This is a genomic window from Streptomyces sp. NPDC093544 (assembly GCF_040683495.1).
Lineage (GTDB): Bacteria > Actinomycetota > Actinomycetes > Streptomycetales > Streptomycetaceae > Streptomyces.
In genome coordinates this window covers 1-15,418 of record NZ_JBFBEA010000044.1, presented here as the reverse complement: position 1 = coordinate 15,418, position 15,418 = coordinate 1, and the positions used below count along the sequence as shown (strand labels likewise).

Below are 15,418 nucleotides of genomic sequence, written 5' to 3'. Positions count from 1 at the left end.
CGCCGCCCCAAGCTTCGGGGGCGTTTGACGCCGTTCGGGTACGCCGGGCCTATCGGCCCGCCCGGGCGGCGTGACATACCGTCAGGAATACGGCCGGGCCTCGCCACGAGTCCGGTCGGACACCGTGCCACCGGACCGCACCTGCCCATACACTGACACCTCACTGCATGCCTGCTGACCTGCTAGAACACGGCGCGGTTGAGCCGATCCGCCGGAGTGAGGAGCGCCCCGATGTTCTACTACGTGCTCAAATACGTCCTTCTGGGTCCGCTGTTGAGACTGGCCTTCCGGCCCCGGATCGAGGGTCTTGAGCACATTCCGTCATCGGGCGCGGCGATCATCGCGGGCAATCATCTGTCGTTCTCCGACCATTTTCTGATGCCCGCGATCCTCAAGCGCCGCATCACCTTCCTCGCGAAGGCCGAGTACTTCACCGGTCCCGGCATCAGGGGCCGCCTGATCGCCTTCTTCTTCCGCAGCGCCGGACAGATCCCGGTGGACCGCTCCGGCAAGGACGCGGGCCAGGCCGCGATCCGCGAGGGCCTCGGCGTCCTGAGCAAGGACGAACTGCTCGGCATCTACCCCGAGGGGACCCGCTCCCACGACGGCCGCCTCTACAAGGGCAAGGTCGGCGTCGCGGTGATGGCCCTGAAAGCCCAGGTGCCCGTCATCCCCTGTGCCATGATCGGCACCTTCGAGGCCCAGCCTCCGGGACGCAAACTCCCCAGGATCCGCCCCGTCTCCATCCGCTTCGGCAAGCCCCTCGACTTCTCCCGCTACGCCGGCATGGAGAACGAGAAGGCCATCCTGCGCGCCATCACCGACGAGATCATGTACGCCATCCTCACCCTCTCCGAGCAGGAGTACGTCGACCGGTACGCCGCCGTCGTCAAGGCCGAGGAGGCCGCCGAGCGCGCGGAGAACGCCCGCAAGTTCCCACGGCTGCCGTTGAGTTGAAAGACCGCCTGGCCGACCAACCTGCCGGAGCTGATCCGGCTGGCGTCCACGCGCCTGGGGTCACCTGGCGACATGAGCGAGGGGCGGCCGGGGAAACCGGCCGCCCCTCCCATCATGCCTTCGTGCGTTACGGCTTGGGCGTGGCGTGCGGCGCGCACGTCACATCGGCCGCGTCCGTCTTCCCGGTGAGCAGGTAGGTGTCCACCCGCGTGTTGATGCACGGGTTGACCAGGCCGGTCACGCCGTGCGAGCCCGCGTCCTTCTCGGTGATCAGGCGGGAGCCCTTGAAACGCTTGTGCAGTTCGACGGCGCCCTCGTACGGAGTGGCGGCGTCATTCGTGGACTGCACGATCAGGACGGCCGGCAGACCCTTGCCGGTCTTGACGTCGACCGGGGTCTGCTGCTTCGCCGGCCAGGTCGCGCACGGCAGGTTCAGCCACGCGTTGGCCCAGGTCATGAACGGGTAGTCCTTGTTGAGCCGCGTGTTGTCCCGGTCCCACTTGTTCCAACTGGTGGGCCACTTGGCGTCGGTGCACTCGACGGCCGTGTAGACGGCGTTGCCGTTCTCCGCGGAGGCGTTGCCCGCGGTGTCCGACAGGTCGGGTGCGGCGGCGTCGATGATCGCCTGGGTGTCACCGGCGACGTACTGGCTGAAGACCGTCGCGACCGGCACCCACGAGGAGTCGTAGTACGGGGCGCTCTGGAAGAAGCCGATCAGTTCGGCGGGTCCGACGACCCCGCCGATCGGGTTCGCCTTGGCGGTGGCCCGCAGAGTGAGCCACTGGTCCTGCACCTCGGCCCGGGTGTCGCCGAGGTGGAAGGTCGCGTCGTTCTTGGCGACCCAGTCCTCCCAGTCGTTCCAGCGGCCCTCGAAGGCGACGTCCTGGTCGAGGTTGGCCTCGTACCAGATCTTCTCGCGCGACGGGTTGACGACGCTGTCGACGACCATGCGCCGGACGTGCCCCGGGAAGAGCGTGCCGTAGACGGCGCCGAGGTACGTGCCGTAGGAGACGCCCAGGAAGTTGAGCTTCTTCTCGCCGAGTGCGGCCCGGATGACGTCCAGGTCGCGCGCGGTGTTCGGCGTGGTCATCTGCGGCAGCATCTCGCCGCTGCGCTCGGCGCAGCCGTCCGCGTACTCGGCGGCCAGCTTGCGCTGGGCACGCTTGTCCGCCGCGGAGTCCGGGACGGGGTCGGCCTTGGGCGCCTTCACGAACTCCTGCGGGTCGATGCAGGAGATGGGCGCCGAGTGGCCGACACCGCGCGGGTCGAAGCCCACGAAGTCGTACGCCTTGGCCGTGTTCGCCCAGATCGGGTTCTTGTTGGTGACCCGCGTCGGGAAGCGCAGGCCCGAGCCGCCGGGGCCGCCCGGGTTGTAGACGAGGGCGCCCTGGCGCTCCGCCGTCGTGCCCGTGTTCCCGATGCGGTCGACGGCAAGCTTGATCTGCTTGCCGTTCGGGTGGGCGTAGTCGAGCGGAACGGTGACCCAGCCGCACTGGATCGGCTTCGCGAGCGCCCAGTCGGCAGGACAGTCCTGCCAGTCGATCCCGGCCTTGGCGGCCTTGGCCGCGGCGGTGGCCGCGCCACGGGCCTCACGGTCCTGACCGCGGCCGGAGTCGGCGGTGGCCGACGGCGCCGCCATGGCTCCGGCAATCAGGGTCGCCGTGACGAACGCTCCGGCCGAACCGAGCGCTGTCACCCGTTTCGTCGGTCTGATGCCCCTCAAGTGGGACCTCCCCGTACATCGTTTCGATTGGTACAGGGATCCTTTCGGCTGTGAGGTCCCTGAGAACAGATGCGGCGGGGGTTTCTTTACTAATCCGATAACCGGTGAGCCCTGCCCCGTTGAGCGGAGAAACCCACGTCACGCACCTTGGAGGAGTGAGTTCAGCGCCTCGTCCAGCACCCGCCGCAGCCGCAGCGCGTCGGACGCCAGCGCGGTCACGAGCACGGCGGGCCCGGCAAGCGGCATGAGTGAGGCGTACTCGCCAAGGAGCCGCGCCTGCACCGCTACGTCTGCGAACTCCGGTCGTACGACGAGGAGTTGCCCGAGCGCGCGCTGCCCCGCCAGGACAGCGGGACCGTCCCAGCCGCCAGGGGCGCCGGGTCCGCACGCCACCTCCTGGTCCAGCAGCGCCTGTCCGCCGAGCCGCACGGTGAGCCGGCTGCTGAGTCGCCCGGGTTCCTCACCCGCGCGGCCGAGTACCTGCTCCTCCCGGAAGACCAGCCGGGCGCCCGCCGCCAGCTCGATGCGCGAGGAGACGTACAGATCGCTCCCGTTGGCCGAGATCAACTGCTCGGGCAGCCAGCACAGCTCACCGCCGTCGGCGACCTTCAGGCGTACGTCGTAGCGCGACTCGCCCTTGGCCTGCCCCGGCAGGGCGATGGTTGCGGCCGCCGACCCGATGTGCAGCCGGGCACCTTCGGCGGCCTCCGCCTCCACGGTGAAGTGGTCACCGCCGAGCGGACCGCTCATCGCGCCGACGAGCATGACCCGCGCCTCGGATCCGACCCCACGGGTGCGCCGCAGGGCGAGCGGCCCGTCCCCCTCAAGGACCGGCAGGGAGGTACCACCCCGGCCGTCGTCCCGTGCCGCGATCCGTGCGGTGGCCCGGACCCCCGCCGTCATACTGTCCACGCGGCGAGCCGCTCCCGCACCCACGCGGCGACGTCCGTGACCCCGCTCTCGGCCCGCAACGACTGAAACACCACCGGCAGTTCGGCCCGCTGCGCCTTCGCGTCGGCCGCCATTCGCCCCAGATCCGACCCGACGTACGGCGCGAGGTCGGTCTTGTTGACGACCAGCAGGTCGGCCGTGGTCACCCCGGGCCCGCCCTTGCGCGGGATGTCGTCCCCGCCCGCCACGTCGATCACGAAGATCTGTGCGTCGACCAGCCCCTTGGAGAAGGTCGCGGTGAGGTTGTCACCCCCTGACTCGACGAGGATGAGATCCAGCGGCCCGACCTCGTCCTCCAGATCCTCGACCGCTTCGAGGTTGGCGGAGATGTCGTCCCGGATGGCGGTGTGCGGACAGGCCCCGGTCTCGACAGCCGTGATCCGCTCCGGCGGCAGCACCGCTTCCCGCAGCAGGAACTCGGCGTCCTCGCGCGTGTAGATGTCGTTCGTGACGACAGCGATGGACAACTCGTCGCGCAACGTTCGGCAGAGGGCAGCGACGGTCGCGGTCTTCCCCGACCCGACGGGCCCGCCAAGTCCTATACGGAGGGCACGGCGGCTGCCGTCGGGACGATGGGCATCGGCGCTGAGGGCGGCGGGCCCGTCGTGACTGTGGTCAAGATGCATGGCTACAGCTCCCAGGTCTCAGCCCGTCCGGTGGCTTTCAGCCCGGCCGGGCTATTTCAAGCCCGTCCGGCGTTTGAGGACGAGCCCTTCGGGCGATCGGGGGTCTGGGGGCGGAGCCCCCAGGTACGGGACGGGTAGGGGCGGAGGGAGCGACCGCATCCATCAGCGGCTCCGCCGCGGGCTCCTACGACGCGAACAGACGTACAGGCCAAGCCGCATGCGCCTCCGCACTGATCTCCAGCAGCGGCGCCGATGCGGCAGGAAGCGCATCCACTCCTTCGGCAAGAACACGGCGAGCGGCATCGGCCGCCTGACCGGCCACCTGGTCCAGCTCCGGTGCAAGCCGGGCCAGCGCCCCGGTGGCATCGAACGGATCCAGGCTCAGCAACCGCACCGTCGCCGTCGCCGGCCCACTGACCGCCTCGTAGGCCGAGCAGTACGCGGCATCATCGGGCCCGAGCCCGGCGGCCCGCGCCGCCAGCCCGAGGACCACCGGCTGATGCGCCCCTTTGGGAAACTCCCGCGCCAGCGCGTCGAGTTCGGCGGACGGCCACGTCGCCCGGGCCGCCCGCATCAACTGCCGCCCGAGCCGACGCGCGACGGCACGCAACGCGGGCGACGGCGTGCGGGCGTCCGCGGCCGCGTCCAGCACCACCGGGTCGACCCCGATCGCGGCGGCCGCGGCAAGCGAGGCCGACACGAGCCCCGCCGTGTGCAACCGCCCCCGGCAGAAGTCCTCAAGACTCGCCGCGCCGGTGATTCGCCCGGCCTTGACGGCCGCTTCGGCCCCGCCGGAGTGCGCGTGCCCCCCGGCGGGAAAGCGGCCGTCGGCCAGGACGAGAAGCGCTGCCCTGGACATCAGAAGAGGAAGTAACGCTGGGCCATGGGCAGTTCGGCGGCCGGAGTCGCCTCGACCAGTTCCCCGTCGATGTGCACGGCGAAGCTGTCCGGGTCGACCTGCACGCGTGGCCGCGCGTCGTTCTCGCGCATGTCCGCCTTGGTAACCGCCCGCGTCGACTCGATGGCGACGAAGCGCTTGCCGAGCGAGAGGCGTTCAGGCAGCCCGTCCTCGATGGCGAGCGGGGCGACGAAGTTGAACGAGTTGGACGCGGGGGAGCGCCCGATGGCGCCGAACATCGGCCGGGGCAGAATCGGCTGAGGAGTCGGGATGGACGCGTTGGCATCGCCCATCTGCGCGTAGGCGATCTGCCCGCCCTTGATCACGAGGTGCGGCTTGACCCCGAAGAACGCGGGCTCCCACAGCACGAGGTCGGCGAGTTTGCCGGTCTCGACGGAGCCGATCTCGCGGGCGAGTCCCTGCGCGAGCGCCGGGTTGATCGTGTACTTGGCGACATAGCGACGTACACGGTGGTTGTCCGCGCGACCGTCACCGGGGAGGGATCCGCGGCGCCGCTTCATCACGTGCGCCGTCTGCCAGGTCCGCATGATGACCTCGCCGACCCGGCCCATGGCCTGGGCGTCCGAGGAGATGATCGAGATGGCGCCGAGGTCGTGCAGGATGTCCTCGGCCCCGATCGTCGAGGGCCGGATCCGGGACTCTGCGAAGGCCAGGTCCTCGGGAACCGCCGCGTTCAGGTGGTGGCACACCATCAGCATGTCGAGGTGTTCCTCGGCGGTGTTGACGGTGTAGGGCCGGGTCGGGTTGGTGGAGCTGGGCAGCACGTGCGGTTCGGAGACCACGGTCATGATGTCGGGCGCGTGCCCGCCGCCCGCACCCTCGGTGTGGTACGCGTGGATGCCGCGTCCGGCGATGGCGGCGAGGGTGTCGCCGACGAAGCCGGACTCGTTCAGGGTGTCCGTGTGAATGGCGACCTGGATACCGGTCCGGTCGGCGACGGTCAGCGCGGCGTCGATCACGGCGGGAGTGGAACCCCAGTCCTCGTGGATCTTGAGACCGAGCGCTCCGCCGCGGATCTGCGACATCATCGCCTCGCGCGAGACGGTGTTGCCCTTGCCGAGCAGACCGAAGTTGAGCGGGTACCCCTCCATCGCCTCCAGCATCCGCGCCAGATGCCAGGGGCCGGGAGTGACCGTCGTCGCCTTCGATCCCTCGGCCGGACCTGTGCCACCGCCGACAAGCGTGGTGACGCCGGAGGCCAACGCCTCGTCGGCGATCTGCGGACAGATCAGATGCACGTGTGCGTCGACGGCGCCCGCGGTCAGGATCCGCCCGTTGCCCGCGATGATCTCGGTCTCAGGGCCGATGACCAGGTCGGGGTGCACGCCGTCCATGGTGTCCGGGTTGCCCGCCTTGCCGATGCCGGTGATCCGGCCGTCGCGCATACCGAGGTCGGCCTTGACGATCCCCCAGTGATCGACGATCACCACACCCGTGATGACCGTGTCCGGGGTGCCGTCTGCGCGCGTAGCGCGTGACTGACCCATCGATTCGCGGATGACCTTGCCGCCCCCGAACACCGCCTCGTCACCGGCGAGTCCGGGACCGCCGGAACGATCCTCCTCGATCTCGATCAGCAGATCGGTGTCGGCGAGCCGGATGCGGTCGCCGGTGGTCGGGCCGAACAGATCGGCGTACGCCGCACGCGAGATCTCAGGCATCGAGGGCACCTCCGGTCTCGCCGCGCAGTCCGGGCACCACGCGGGCACCGGCGAGCGGAACGAGTTCGACGTCGACGGGGATCCCGGGCTCGAAGCGCACGGCGGTGCCGGCGGCGACGTTCAGCCGCTTGCCGCGCGCGGCGGCGCGGTCGAAGTCCAGACCGGGGTTGGCCTCGGCGAAGTGGTAGTGGGAGCCGACCTGGACGGGCCGGTCGGCGGCATTGAGGACGGTCAGCCGGGTGACCTCACGGCCTTCGTTGTAGGTGACGGGTCCGTCGGCGAACAGGAACTCTCCGGGAATCATGGCTCTCGCTCCCCCGTCAGACGATCGGATCGTGGACGGTGACGAGCTTGGTGCCGTCCGGGAAGGTCGCCTCGACCTGAACGTCGTGGATCATCTCGGGGATACCGTCCATGACGTCGGCCCGGGTGAGGATCTTGCGTCCGGAGGACATCAGCTCGGCGACGGTACGGCCGTCACGCGCGCCTTCGAGGATGTGCGACGTGATGAGCGCGACAGACTCGGGATGGTTCAGTTTCAGCCCACGGGCCCGGCGCTTCTCGGCCACGTCGGCGGCCACATGGATCAGCAGCCTCTCTTGCTCGTGCGGGGTCAGTTGCACGGCGTCCCACCTCACAGTCCTTGCTCCGGACCGTGCGGGGTCCGGTGGCCGCAGCCACCAAAACCCCTGGTGGCGTGGATGCGCAGGCTAGTTGGACGGCGTTTCAACGACGTTAACCAGCCTTTGATCCGCCCGTGACCAAGAAGGGTCCCACCGATGGCCAAGAAGGGGCCACCGGTGACCGCGAGTGGTCTGCACCCGCGACCCACGACTGGTCCACTCATGGCCGCGGACCGGGCTCCTCCATGCTCATCAGACCCCGCAGACCGTCCTGCAGCACCGAGACCGGCACGGTGCCGAACAGCGCCATCTGCGCCATGAATCCCTGAGCCAGGGCGATCATGGTGCGCGCGACGCTGTCGGGCGATACGTCGTCCCGCATCATGCCCGCGTCCTGGTAGGCCTCGACCACCTTGATCCACCCCCCGCGAACCTTGGCGTATCCCTCGTTGATGACCGTCGACAAGTGGTCGTTGCGGAGGGTCTCGGCCCAGACCTGAATGATCAGCCGGGGAAGGATCGACTCCCCCTCCTGGGCCAGCCCCGGCTCCTTATGCAGCATCTTGGTCATGACCCACCCCACGAGCACGTCGGGCGGGGGCGGCGGGCTCTGCCGGGCGCCCTCCTCGAACGTCTCGCGGACCTCGTCGAGCACCTCGGTGACGATGGCGCCGATCAGCTCCTCCTTACCGCTGAAGTAGCGGTATACGGCCCCGGCGGAGAGGTCGACCTCCTTCAGCACGTCCTGCATCGACGTGGCGTGGAATCCGTTGCGGGCGAAGCAGACGGCCGCGCCGTCGAGGATCTGGCGTCGGCGGGCGTCGAGGTGTTCCTGGGATACACGGGCCATGCCGTTCAACGTAGAACGAACATTCCTTCTTGACTAGGGAATGAGGCCGCAGGATGGTGGACGCATTCCTAAAACGAACGATCCTTCTTTATTCCAGCCTCCAGGGAGACCACCCATGTCGTCCGCCTCCGTGCCCTCTTCCTATGTCGCCTCGACACCGCCGCGGCACGGCCGCAACATGGCCGCCGTGATCGTGCTGATCCCCGTACTGGTGGCACTCGCACTCTGGGCCTTCGCCTGGCCCGCCGCCCGTACCGCGCCCCGCGATCTGCCGTTGGGTGTGGCGGGTTCCGTGACCGCGACCGCACCGATCGAGAAGCAACTGGCGCAGCAGAACGGCGCCTTCGAGATCCACCGCTACGCCGACGAGGCCGCCGCCCGGGACGCCATCGAGGACCGGACCGTATACGGCGCGATCGTGGCCACCGGACAGGGCCCGAAGCTGCTGACCGCGTCCGCGGCGAGCCCGCTCGTCGCCCAGTTGCTCCAGCAGTCGGTGGCGGGGCAGGCCCCGGAGGGTACGAACGTCACAACCGTCGACGTGGTCCCCGCCCCGGCGGAGGATCCACGGGGTGCGGCCCTGACCTCGAGCGTGCTCCCGATGGGGCTGGCCGGGGTGGCCGCGGGATCCATCGCCACCCTGCTCGGGCTCCGCGGCTTCCGCGCGGCCGGCGCGCTGACCGGCACCGCCCTCTTCGTCGGGCTGGTGGCCGCCGCGCTCACACACAGCTGGCTCGGCATCCTCTCCGGCGACTGGTGGGTCGAGGCCGGCGCGCTGAGCCTGTCGACGCTGGCCGTGAGTGGCGCCGTCGCGGGGCTGGCGGCGCTCGTCGGACCGCCCGGCATCGGGCTCGGCGCGTTCCTGGTCGTCCTGCTCGGCAATCCCTTCTCCGGCGCGTCCTCCGCCCCGGAGATGCTGCCCGAGCCGGTCGGGACCATCGGCCAGTGGCTGCCGCCGGGCGCGGGTGCGTCACTGCTCCGCTCGGTGTCGTTCTTCGACGGCGCCGCCGCGACCGGGCCGGCGCTGACCCTGACCTGGTGGGCCGTACTCGGCCTGGGAGCCGTACTGCTGGGCGACACGCTCAAGCGACGCCGGTCGGCTCCCATCAAGACGGTCACCGCGCGGGAGCCCGCGCTGGTGAACTGACGCGGGGACCCCGCCGGTTGCACGCCCGCCGCGAGTGCGGACGCTCAGCACGCACTGCGCGGGGAGTTGGCCGCGGGCGGCGGATCGGCCCGTCTGACGAGGCGGATGTGCACGGTCGGTTCCGGTCGGGATCCGGTTCGCCGGGGGCGCGGGATCCTGTGACTCGGGTACGCCACGGGCGAGTTGTTGGGGGCAGATTGCCAACGAGGCCGGGGCGGAGGCGGGTTGCTCCGAGGAGCGGGGCGAAATGCCGCGGCGCTTCACGACGGCGGGCCGCCACCGGGAGCCACTGCACGGTGGGTTGACTCCGAGGACCGGGGGAAACGCCGCAGCGCTTCACGACGGCGGATCGCCAGTGGGAGCCACTGCGGGTGTATTGCCGCGAGCTCGGCAGGGCCAATCGCCGCGGCACTTCACGCGGGCCGGGCCAGACTGACGAGCCCCCGTCGCTTCACGTGAGCCAGGCCAGGCGGACGGACCTCCGTCGCTTCACGCGGGCCGGGCCAGACGGACGGGTTCCGCGTCGCTTCACGCAGACAGGGCCGCCCGCGCGGGTACCGCTTCGCCACGCGGGCAAAGTCGGGCGCATGAGCTCCGCCCCCTCACGCAAGCAAGGCCATCCGTAGAAGCAGCGCACGCCGCTTCACGCAAGCAGGGGCCCCGCGCGTCACTTCTCGCCGGCACGCCGCCCGGCGGCCCACGGGGGCGGTGTGCCAGGTGGTCGGCATACCGCCGCGCCGTCCGGCTGCCGCTCCCCGCTGAACGACCCGGCCCCTACGACGCGTTGGGCCCCCGGTGCTCCGCCGCGATGCCGAACCTCTGTCGCTCGCGCGGAGCGGGCGTGGCCTCGCGGACGGTGGAGTAGGAACTGACCACCTGCTCGGCCGCGGGGTCCTGGAGCGCTTCGAGGCGTTCCAGGTCGGCGGCGGAGACCAGGGCGACGAGGGGCTTCCCGTGCCGCGTAACGACGACGCGCTCACCGCCGTACACCACGCGGTTGATCAGATCGGCGAGCTCAGCCCTGGCTTGCGTCACCGGAATCTCGTAGGCCATGCCCTCCACCTTAGACCGGGTCTCCACGCCCTCCCCTGAGAGCGAACACCCTCACCGGCTCAAGCGTACGTCCTGTACATTTTTTACAGACGCCGATCAGGTCGATCAGAGGAGGCACGCGCCATGGACAGCCCGTCCGCCCGCTATGTCCTGCCCGAATTCACCGAACGCACGAGCTCGGGGCAGCGGACCCTGGACCCTTACTCGAAGCTGTTCGAGGAGCGGATCGTGTTCCTCGGGACGCAGATCGACGACACCTCGGCGAACGACGTGATGGCGCAGTTCATGCACCTGGAGCACCTGGAGCCGGACCGGGACATCTCGCTGTACATCAACTCCCCCGGCGGCTCGTTCAGCGCGATGACGGCCATCTACGACACGATGCGGTTCGTCACCTGCGACGTGGAGACCATCTGCCTCGGCCAGGCCGCCTCGGCAGCGGCCGTGCTGCTGGCGAGCGGTACGCCGGGCAAGCGGTTCGCGCTGCCGGGTGCCCGCATGCTGATCCACCAGCCGTCGTTTCCCGAGCCGATCCAGGGGCAGGCTTCTGATCTGGCCATCCGGGCCGAGGAGTTGACGCGTACTCGGAGGATGCTGGAGGAGATGCTCGTGCGGCACACAGGTCAGAGTCCGGAGCGGGTCGCCACGGACATCGAACGGGACAAGATCCTGGACGCGCCGGCGGCACTGGCGTACGGGCTGATCGACGGGGTCATCCCGAGCCGCAAGGCTCCGCGGCCCACACCCGGCGCGAGGTGAGCGGCCGATGCCCCCACCCGAACTGCCCCCGCTGCCCGCACTGACGCGCGCGGAAGCCGAGTTGATAGACCGTTACCTGGACGTGGTCGACCTGCTCGGCCGCATCAACCCGGCCCGCCCCGGGGACACCTACCGAGGCCTGAAGGCCGCCCAGGCGCTGGTCTCCAAGGCGACGGCCCTGCGGGACGCCCTCGCGCTGATGCACCAGCGGGGCGAGAGCGAGGTGCACGCCCCGACCCTGGCGCAGGCACTGCGCGTCCTGGACGGCGAACGGCGGGCGGCCCGCGTCACCCTGCCGCCCAGTGCCGAAAGCTGACGCGGCCACACCCGGCCCGTTGACGCACCCACGCCCCGGGCCGCCGCACACACCGAGCCGCGAGGCGTCCGGCCCGGGTTTCAAACGGCCCAGATGATGTACCCCCGGTTGGCGTAGACACGGGTCCGTTCAACGGCGCGGGAAAGTTGCGCAACGCGCGTAGCGCAGATGCGGACTTGGGCCCTCCGTTGCTGGTACGAGCGTCGTCGGCCTTCTGGACACTCGCTCGAACGGCCGGGTGTCCACCCGAACGGGTGAGTGGTGACTAAGCCCACAAACCACCGATTCCACTCGGATTTTCCGACATCCATGCGTGAAGATCCCTTCCGACGACAAGCCCCCGCCGCACCGGCGGGGCGGTCCGGGTGGACGCCGAGTCCTGCCGCCTCCCGGATGACCGGTCGACAGATGTGCATCGGCAGGAGTGGAGGACCCAGCACGACGGGCCGCCGGAGAGATCCGGGCGGTCCTTGGGGTGAAGCCGCACCACGCGGCCGGGCTACTTCGCCAGCCCGAATCCGACAGGTCATCCTTCACAGGCGGCTGACGAAGGGTTGCGCATGACTGCGCTCAATCGTGTCCCGTCGCTGTGGACGAGGGCCGGGACGGCCTCGGCTCTCACCATCGCCGCCGTGGGCGGCAGCCTGGTGGTCCCGGGCGTCGCATCCGACGCCGTTGCGGCCACCTCGGCGACGAAGGCACTTCAGGTCGCGGCTTCCAAGAAGGGCTCCCCGTACAAGTACGGCGCCGCCGGCCCGCGCCGCTTCGACTGCTCCGGGCTCACGCTCTACTCGTACAAGAAGGCGGGCAAGAAGCTGCCTCGTACGGCCGCGGCGCAGTACAACAAGACGCACCATGTCTCCGCCTCGAAACGCAAGGCCGGAGACCTCGTGTTCTTCCACTCGGGCCGGAGCGTGTACCACGTCGGCATCTACGCCGGGAAGGGGAAGATCTGGCACTCCCCGAAGTCGGGGGAGGTCGTGAAGCTCCAGAAGATCTGGACGAAGAGCGTCTGGTACGGGCGAGTCAGCTGACCCGTCCGTGGGGGCGACGGCGTGCGCCGTCGCCCCCACGGGACGTGAAAAAGGCTTGAAACGGGACGAACTGGCTACTCGTCCAGCATGGTGGAACAACGCCCCCGCGCGGCACGCGACGAGAAGCCGCTGGAGCGTGCCGACCGCAATTTCGCCGAGCTCCTCCAAGAGCTGCGGGTCACCCAGACCGGCGTGCAGATCCTCTTCGCCTTCCTGCTGACCCTGGCCTTCACCCCGCGCTTCCCGTCGCTCGACACGACACAGCGCGCCACCTACGTCACCACGCTCCTGCTCGCGTTCCTGGCCGCCGCCCTGTTCACGGCGCCCGCCGCCCTGCACCGGGCGCTGTTCCACCAGAACGCCAAACCCGCCATCGTCCGGGTCTCCTCCTGGCTGACCCTCATCGGCCTGTACGTGCTGATGCTGGCGTTCACCGGATCGGTGCTCCTCGTCGTCGACGTGACGCTGGGGCGCGGCGCCGGGATCGCCGCGGGCGCGGGGACCCTGGCCGTCTGTCTGGCCCTGTGGGGCGTCCTGCCGCGGCTGGTGCGGCACTACGTCACGTCCGCAGAGGATCGAGCAGAGGGCCGAGGGGAAGGTCGAGGAGAAGGCCGAGGAGGGGATTCGGACCCAGCAGCGTGAGCCGCCGTACCACTGACCGTCTCCACGGCCCCTCAGGGCTCTTGCGGCCCCCCGGCCGTCACCACCGGCTCGGCCGGCGCTCTCCAGGGCAGCTCGATGGCGATGGTCTTGCCGCCTTCGCGGGTGGGCCGGACGGTGAGTCTGCCGCCGCACTCGGCGGTCAGCCAGCGGATGATCACCATGCCGCGCCCGTTGTCCTGCTGGACAGCGGCGGGCAGTCGTTTGGGGAATCGTGGGTGACTGTCGGTGACGCCGAGGCGCAGACGTTCGTCCCGGTCGAGGCGGACGTCCACTCTGAAGGTGGGCGACTGCCCGAAAGTGTGCTGGACGGCGTTGGTGGCTAGTTCGGACACGATCAGGCGGACGGTGTCGGCGACTTCGGAGTCACGCGGCAGGCCCCATTCCGCCAGCACTTCGGCGACGAATTTCCGGGCCGTGGAAACCGAGGCTGGATCGCTCGGCAGAGTGACGGATGCTTCCTGATGGTCTGCCATGGCGCGGTCGTCCCTTTCCCACGGGACCGGGGTCCGACACGGAGCGGATGGTTCGAGTACGGTCCCGGACTGGTGCTTCGCGCCAGACTGCCATTAGCAGGCCTGTCACGGGTGCGATCCACCGAGATATGCATATATCTGTCGCTCGAAGCGGTGAACTCTGCGACGGAGGACCGTATTTGGGCGGCCCGGAAGGAGTAAGGAGTACGGCCATGCAGAACGGTCCCGCGGTACGCCGCCGCAAGCTCGGTGCCGAACTGCGCGCTCTGCGCATCGGCGCAGGTCTCACCAGCGGAGAGGCGGCCGGTCTCCTCGGCTGGCACCAGTCGAAGGTGAGCCGGATCGAGACCGGCACCAGCGGGGTCAAGCCCCCCGACGTGGAACGGCTCTTGGACGCGTACGCCGTCGAAGAACCCGAGTTACGTGACCTCCTGGTCGTACTGGCGGGCGCGGAGGGCGACGGACGGCACCACTGGTGGCACGCCTACCGAGGTGTCCTGCCACCGACCTACCGCGACTTCATCAGCCTTGAGTCCCAGGCCAGCGGAATGCGCACGCTGGAGACGTCCGTGGTGCCGGGGTTGCTGCAGACACCCGAGTACGCCCGTGCGGTGACGCAGGCCGCCGTGGGGGGACTTGAGGACAGCAAGCTCGACACGCTCGTCGAGGTGCGCCTGGCCCGGCAGGACGTGCTGCGTTCGAATCCGCCGCTGAAACTGAGCGCTGTCCTCGACGAGGCGGTGCTGCGACGAGACGTCGGCGGCCCGGAGGTCATGGCACGCCAGCTGCACCGCCTGCGAGAGGCCGCCACCCTGCCTCAAGTGCGGCTTCAGGTCCTGCCGTTCGGCGCCGGGGCTCACATCGGAGTCACCGGGCCTTTCGTTATCTTCTCCTTTCCGAACACATCTGATCTGGATGTGGTTGTTCTAGACCACTTGACGAGTAGCCTCTATCTCGAACGGAAAGAAGACCTAGAGGCCTACAGCGAGGCCTTCAACGCCCTTCAGATCCAAGCCCTTTCGCCCGAGGACTCATTGGATTACATCGCCGTGATAGGTGACGGCGCGTAAGGAGGCACCATGTCTGCACTGCCTCGGTACGTACCTTCCAGTACTTCGCTGCACGACGTGCGCTGGCTGCGCAGCAGCCGTAGTACGGGAATGAACAACTGCGTCGAGACGGCACGGCCGGGCCCAGGTCTCTGGTCCGGACTCGTGGCCGTCCGCGATTCCAAGAACACGACAGGTCCCGTCCTGCTGTTCACCCCTGCCACCTGGGAGGGATTCATCACCGGACTGAGTTGAGCATCACCGGACCGACCTGAGCATCGTCCGACCGAGCTGAGCGTCATCGGGTTGCGCTGATCACCCGTACCGCGTGGTCGATCTGTGCGTCGGTGAGGTCCGCGCGTGCGGTCAGCCTCAGCCTGGAGATGCCGTCCGGCACGGACGGGGGACGGAAGCAGCCGACAGCGAGTCCCGCCTCGCGGCAGTCGGCGGCCCACCGCACCGCCCGTTCGGGGGACGGCGCGCGCACGGAGACGACGGCGGCGTCCGGTCGTACCGCTTTTGTTGTTCTCGTTGGTCTCGGTGACGGTGTTCGTGGCGTCCGCGGTCGCGGTGAGCACGCTTCCACCGCTCGTGGCGGTCCACGTGCCGCTGAT

General features: G+C 69.5%; 18 protein-coding genes, 1 pseudogene and 1 riboswitch. Of the genes and pseudogenes, 8 read left to right on the top strand and 11 right to left on the bottom strand.

Going from position 1 to position 15,418, the window contains the following annotated elements; translation table 11 throughout:
• Positions 1-231 precede the first annotated feature (231 nt).
• Complete coding sequence (locus AB0N66_RS39585; RefSeq protein WP_365444815.1) at positions 232-957, top strand: lysophospholipid acyltransferase family protein; 726 nt, start codon at positions 232-234, stop codon at positions 955-957.
• A 127-nt stretch (positions 958-1,084) separates the two neighbouring features.
• On the opposite strand, the gene AB0N66_RS39580 is transcribed toward AB0N66_RS39585, so the two are convergent.
• From AB0N66_RS39580 to AB0N66_RS39545, 8 genes are all read right to left on the bottom strand, one after another.
• Positions 1,085-2,680: an alpha/beta hydrolase gene (locus AB0N66_RS39580; RefSeq protein WP_365444812.1), complete on the bottom strand. Its 1,596-nt coding sequence runs from the start codon at positions 2,678-2,680 to the stop codon at positions 1,085-1,087.
• Positions 2,681-2,818: 138 nt separating this feature from the next.
• The gene (locus tag AB0N66_RS39575) at positions 2,819-3,583 is read right to left on the bottom strand and encodes an urease accessory protein UreD (protein WP_365444898.1); all 765 of its coding nucleotides are present in this window, start codon (positions 3,581-3,583) and stop codon (positions 2,819-2,821) included.
• Positions 3,580-4,257: an urease accessory protein UreG gene (gene ureG, locus AB0N66_RS39570; protein ID WP_365444809.1), complete on the bottom strand. Its 678-nt coding sequence runs from the start codon at positions 4,255-4,257 to the stop codon at positions 3,580-3,582. The genes AB0N66_RS39575 and ureG overlap by 4 nt, the downstream gene beginning before the upstream one ends.
• Before the next feature lie 184 nt (positions 4,258-4,441).
• Entirely contained in the window at positions 4,442-5,116 is a 675-nt protein-coding gene (locus AB0N66_RS39565) for an urease accessory UreF family protein (RefSeq protein WP_365444806.1), read from the bottom strand.
• Positions 5,116-6,837, bottom strand: coding sequence for an urease subunit alpha (locus tag AB0N66_RS39560; RefSeq protein ID WP_365444803.1), 1,722 nt, complete (start codon positions 6,835-6,837; stop codon positions 5,116-5,118). The genes AB0N66_RS39565 and AB0N66_RS39560 overlap by 1 nt, the downstream gene beginning before the upstream one ends.
• Positions 6,830-7,141, bottom strand: a complete 312-nt coding sequence (locus AB0N66_RS39555; protein WP_365444800.1) for an urease subunit beta — start codon at positions 7,139-7,141, stop codon at positions 6,830-6,832. The genes AB0N66_RS39560 and AB0N66_RS39555 overlap by 8 nt, the downstream gene beginning before the upstream one ends.
• A 16-nt stretch (positions 7,142-7,157) precedes the next feature.
• The gene (locus AB0N66_RS39550) at positions 7,158-7,460 is read right to left on the bottom strand and encodes an urease subunit gamma (RefSeq protein ID WP_365444797.1); all 303 of its coding nucleotides are present in this window, start codon (positions 7,458-7,460) and stop codon (positions 7,158-7,160) included.
• A gap of 220 nt (positions 7,461-7,680) precedes the next feature.
• On the bottom strand, positions 7,681-8,310 hold the full coding sequence (locus AB0N66_RS39545) for a TetR/AcrR family transcriptional regulator (RefSeq protein WP_365444794.1): 630 nt from the start codon (positions 8,308-8,310) through the stop codon (positions 7,681-7,683).
• A 115-nt stretch (positions 8,311-8,425) separates the two neighbouring features.
• Between AB0N66_RS39545 and AB0N66_RS39540 the strand changes: the two genes are divergently transcribed.
• On the top strand, positions 8,426-9,457 hold the full coding sequence (locus AB0N66_RS39540) for an ABC transporter permease (RefSeq protein ID WP_365444791.1): 1,032 nt from the start codon (positions 8,426-8,428) through the stop codon (positions 9,455-9,457).
• A gap of 774 nt (positions 9,458-10,231) precedes the next feature.
• Here the strand turns inward: AB0N66_RS39540 and AB0N66_RS39535 are convergent.
• Positions 10,232-10,510: a type II toxin-antitoxin system Phd/YefM family antitoxin gene (locus AB0N66_RS39535; RefSeq protein ID WP_365444788.1), complete on the bottom strand. Its 279-nt coding sequence runs from the start codon at positions 10,508-10,510 to the stop codon at positions 10,232-10,234.
• Positions 10,511-10,633: 123 nt separating this feature from the next.
• Here AB0N66_RS39535 and AB0N66_RS39530 point away from each other — a divergent pair, with 123 nt between their 5' ends.
• From AB0N66_RS39530 to AB0N66_RS39515, 4 genes are all read left to right on the top strand, one after another.
• Positions 10,634-11,269: an ATP-dependent Clp protease proteolytic subunit gene (locus AB0N66_RS39530; RefSeq protein WP_365444785.1), complete on the top strand. Its 636-nt coding sequence runs from the start codon at positions 10,634-10,636 to the stop codon at positions 11,267-11,269.
• Positions 11,270-11,276: 7 nt separating this feature from the next.
• Complete coding sequence (locus AB0N66_RS39525) at positions 11,277-11,585, top strand: hypothetical protein (protein ID WP_365444782.1); 309 nt, start codon at positions 11,277-11,279, stop codon at positions 11,583-11,585.
• Positions 11,586-11,945: 360 nt separating this feature from the next.
• Positions 11,946-12,142: riboswitch (cyclic di-AMP (ydaO/yuaA leader) on the top strand.
• A 3-nt stretch (positions 12,143-12,145) separates the two neighbouring features.
• Positions 12,146-12,619, top strand: coding sequence for a C40 family peptidase (locus tag AB0N66_RS39520; protein ID WP_365444779.1), 474 nt, complete (start codon positions 12,146-12,148; stop codon positions 12,617-12,619).
• A gap of 87 nt (positions 12,620-12,706) precedes the next feature.
• Positions 12,707-13,261 (top strand): DUF6328 family protein, encoded by a 555-nt coding sequence (locus AB0N66_RS39515; protein WP_365444777.1) that lies wholly within the window; start codon positions 12,707-12,709, stop codon positions 13,259-13,261.
• A 32-nt stretch (positions 13,262-13,293) separates the two neighbouring features.
• Here AB0N66_RS39515 and AB0N66_RS39510 read toward each other — a convergent pair whose 3' ends face one another.
• Positions 13,294-13,755, bottom strand: coding sequence for an ATP-binding protein (locus tag AB0N66_RS39510; RefSeq protein ID WP_365444774.1), 462 nt, complete (start codon positions 13,753-13,755; stop codon positions 13,294-13,296).
• Between the two features lie 212 nt (positions 13,756-13,967).
• Between AB0N66_RS39510 and AB0N66_RS39505 the strand changes: the two genes are divergently transcribed.
• Positions 13,968-14,825 carry a helix-turn-helix transcriptional regulator gene (locus AB0N66_RS39505; protein WP_365444771.1) on the top strand — a complete coding sequence of 286 codons (858 nt, stop codon included), beginning with the start codon at positions 13,968-13,970 and terminating at the stop codon, positions 14,823-14,825.
• A 9-nt stretch (positions 14,826-14,834) separates the two neighbouring features.
• Entirely contained in the window at positions 14,835-15,059 is a 225-nt protein-coding gene (locus tag AB0N66_RS39500) for a DUF397 domain-containing protein (protein ID WP_365444769.1), read from the top strand.
• Between the two features lie 43 nt (positions 15,060-15,102).
• Here AB0N66_RS39500 and AB0N66_RS39495 read toward each other — a convergent pair.
• Positions 15,103-15,321 (bottom strand): annotated as a pseudogene (locus AB0N66_RS39495) (aminotransferase class I/II-fold pyridoxal phosphate-dependent enzyme); the annotation flags it as partial.
• Positions 15,322-15,418: the final 97 nt, after the last annotated feature.

What these genes read in the sequence shown, in the direction of transcription:
- AB0N66_RS39510 (WP_365444774.1), bottom strand. Translation starts at nt 13,755, where the DNA reads ATGGCAGACCATCAGGAAGCATCCGTCACTCTGCCGAGCGATCCAGCC.
- AB0N66_RS39500 (WP_365444769.1), top strand. Translation starts at nt 14,835, where the DNA reads ATGTCTGCACTGCCTCGGTACGTACCTTCCAGTACTTCGCTGCACGAC.
- AB0N66_RS39525 (WP_365444782.1), top strand. Translation starts at nt 11,277, where the DNA reads ATGCCCCCACCCGAACTGCCCCCGCTGCCCGCACTGACGCGCGCGGAA.
- AB0N66_RS39555 (WP_365444800.1), bottom strand. Translation starts at nt 7,141, where the DNA reads ATGATTCCCGGAGAGTTCCTGTTCGCCGACGGACCCGTCACCTACAAC.
- AB0N66_RS39535 (WP_365444788.1), bottom strand. Translation starts at nt 10,510, where the DNA reads ATGGCCTACGAGATTCCGGTGACGCAAGCCAGGGCTGAGCTCGCCGAT.
- AB0N66_RS39585 (WP_365444815.1), top strand. Translation starts at nt 232, where the DNA reads ATGTTCTACTACGTGCTCAAATACGTCCTTCTGGGTCCGCTGTTGAGA.
- AB0N66_RS39545 (WP_365444794.1), bottom strand. Translation starts at nt 8,310, where the DNA reads ATGGCCCGTGTATCCCAGGAACACCTCGACGCCCGCCGACGCCAGATC.
- AB0N66_RS39560 (WP_365444803.1), bottom strand. Translation starts at nt 6,837, where the DNA reads ATGCCTGAGATCTCGCGTGCGGCGTACGCCGATCTGTTCGGCCCGACC.
- AB0N66_RS39515 (WP_365444777.1), top strand. Translation starts at nt 12,707, where the DNA reads ATGGTGGAACAACGCCCCCGCGCGGCACGCGACGAGAAGCCGCTGGAG.
- AB0N66_RS39575 (WP_365444898.1), bottom strand. Translation starts at nt 3,583, where the DNA reads ATGACGGCGGGGGTCCGGGCCACCGCACGGATCGCGGCACGGGACGAC.
- AB0N66_RS39505 (WP_365444771.1), top strand. Translation starts at nt 13,968, where the DNA reads ATGCAGAACGGTCCCGCGGTACGCCGCCGCAAGCTCGGTGCCGAACTG.
- AB0N66_RS39565 (WP_365444806.1), bottom strand. Translation starts at nt 5,116, where the DNA reads ATGTCCAGGGCAGCGCTTCTCGTCCTGGCCGACGGCCGCTTTCCCGCC.
- AB0N66_RS39540 (WP_365444791.1), top strand. Translation starts at nt 8,426, where the DNA reads ATGTCGTCCGCCTCCGTGCCCTCTTCCTATGTCGCCTCGACACCGCCG.
- AB0N66_RS39520 (WP_365444779.1), top strand. Translation starts at nt 12,146, where the DNA reads ATGACTGCGCTCAATCGTGTCCCGTCGCTGTGGACGAGGGCCGGGACG.
- ureG (WP_365444809.1), bottom strand. Translation starts at nt 4,257, where the DNA reads ATGCATCTTGACCACAGTCACGACGGGCCCGCCGCCCTCAGCGCCGAT.
- AB0N66_RS39530 (WP_365444785.1), top strand. Translation starts at nt 10,634, where the DNA reads ATGGACAGCCCGTCCGCCCGCTATGTCCTGCCCGAATTCACCGAACGC.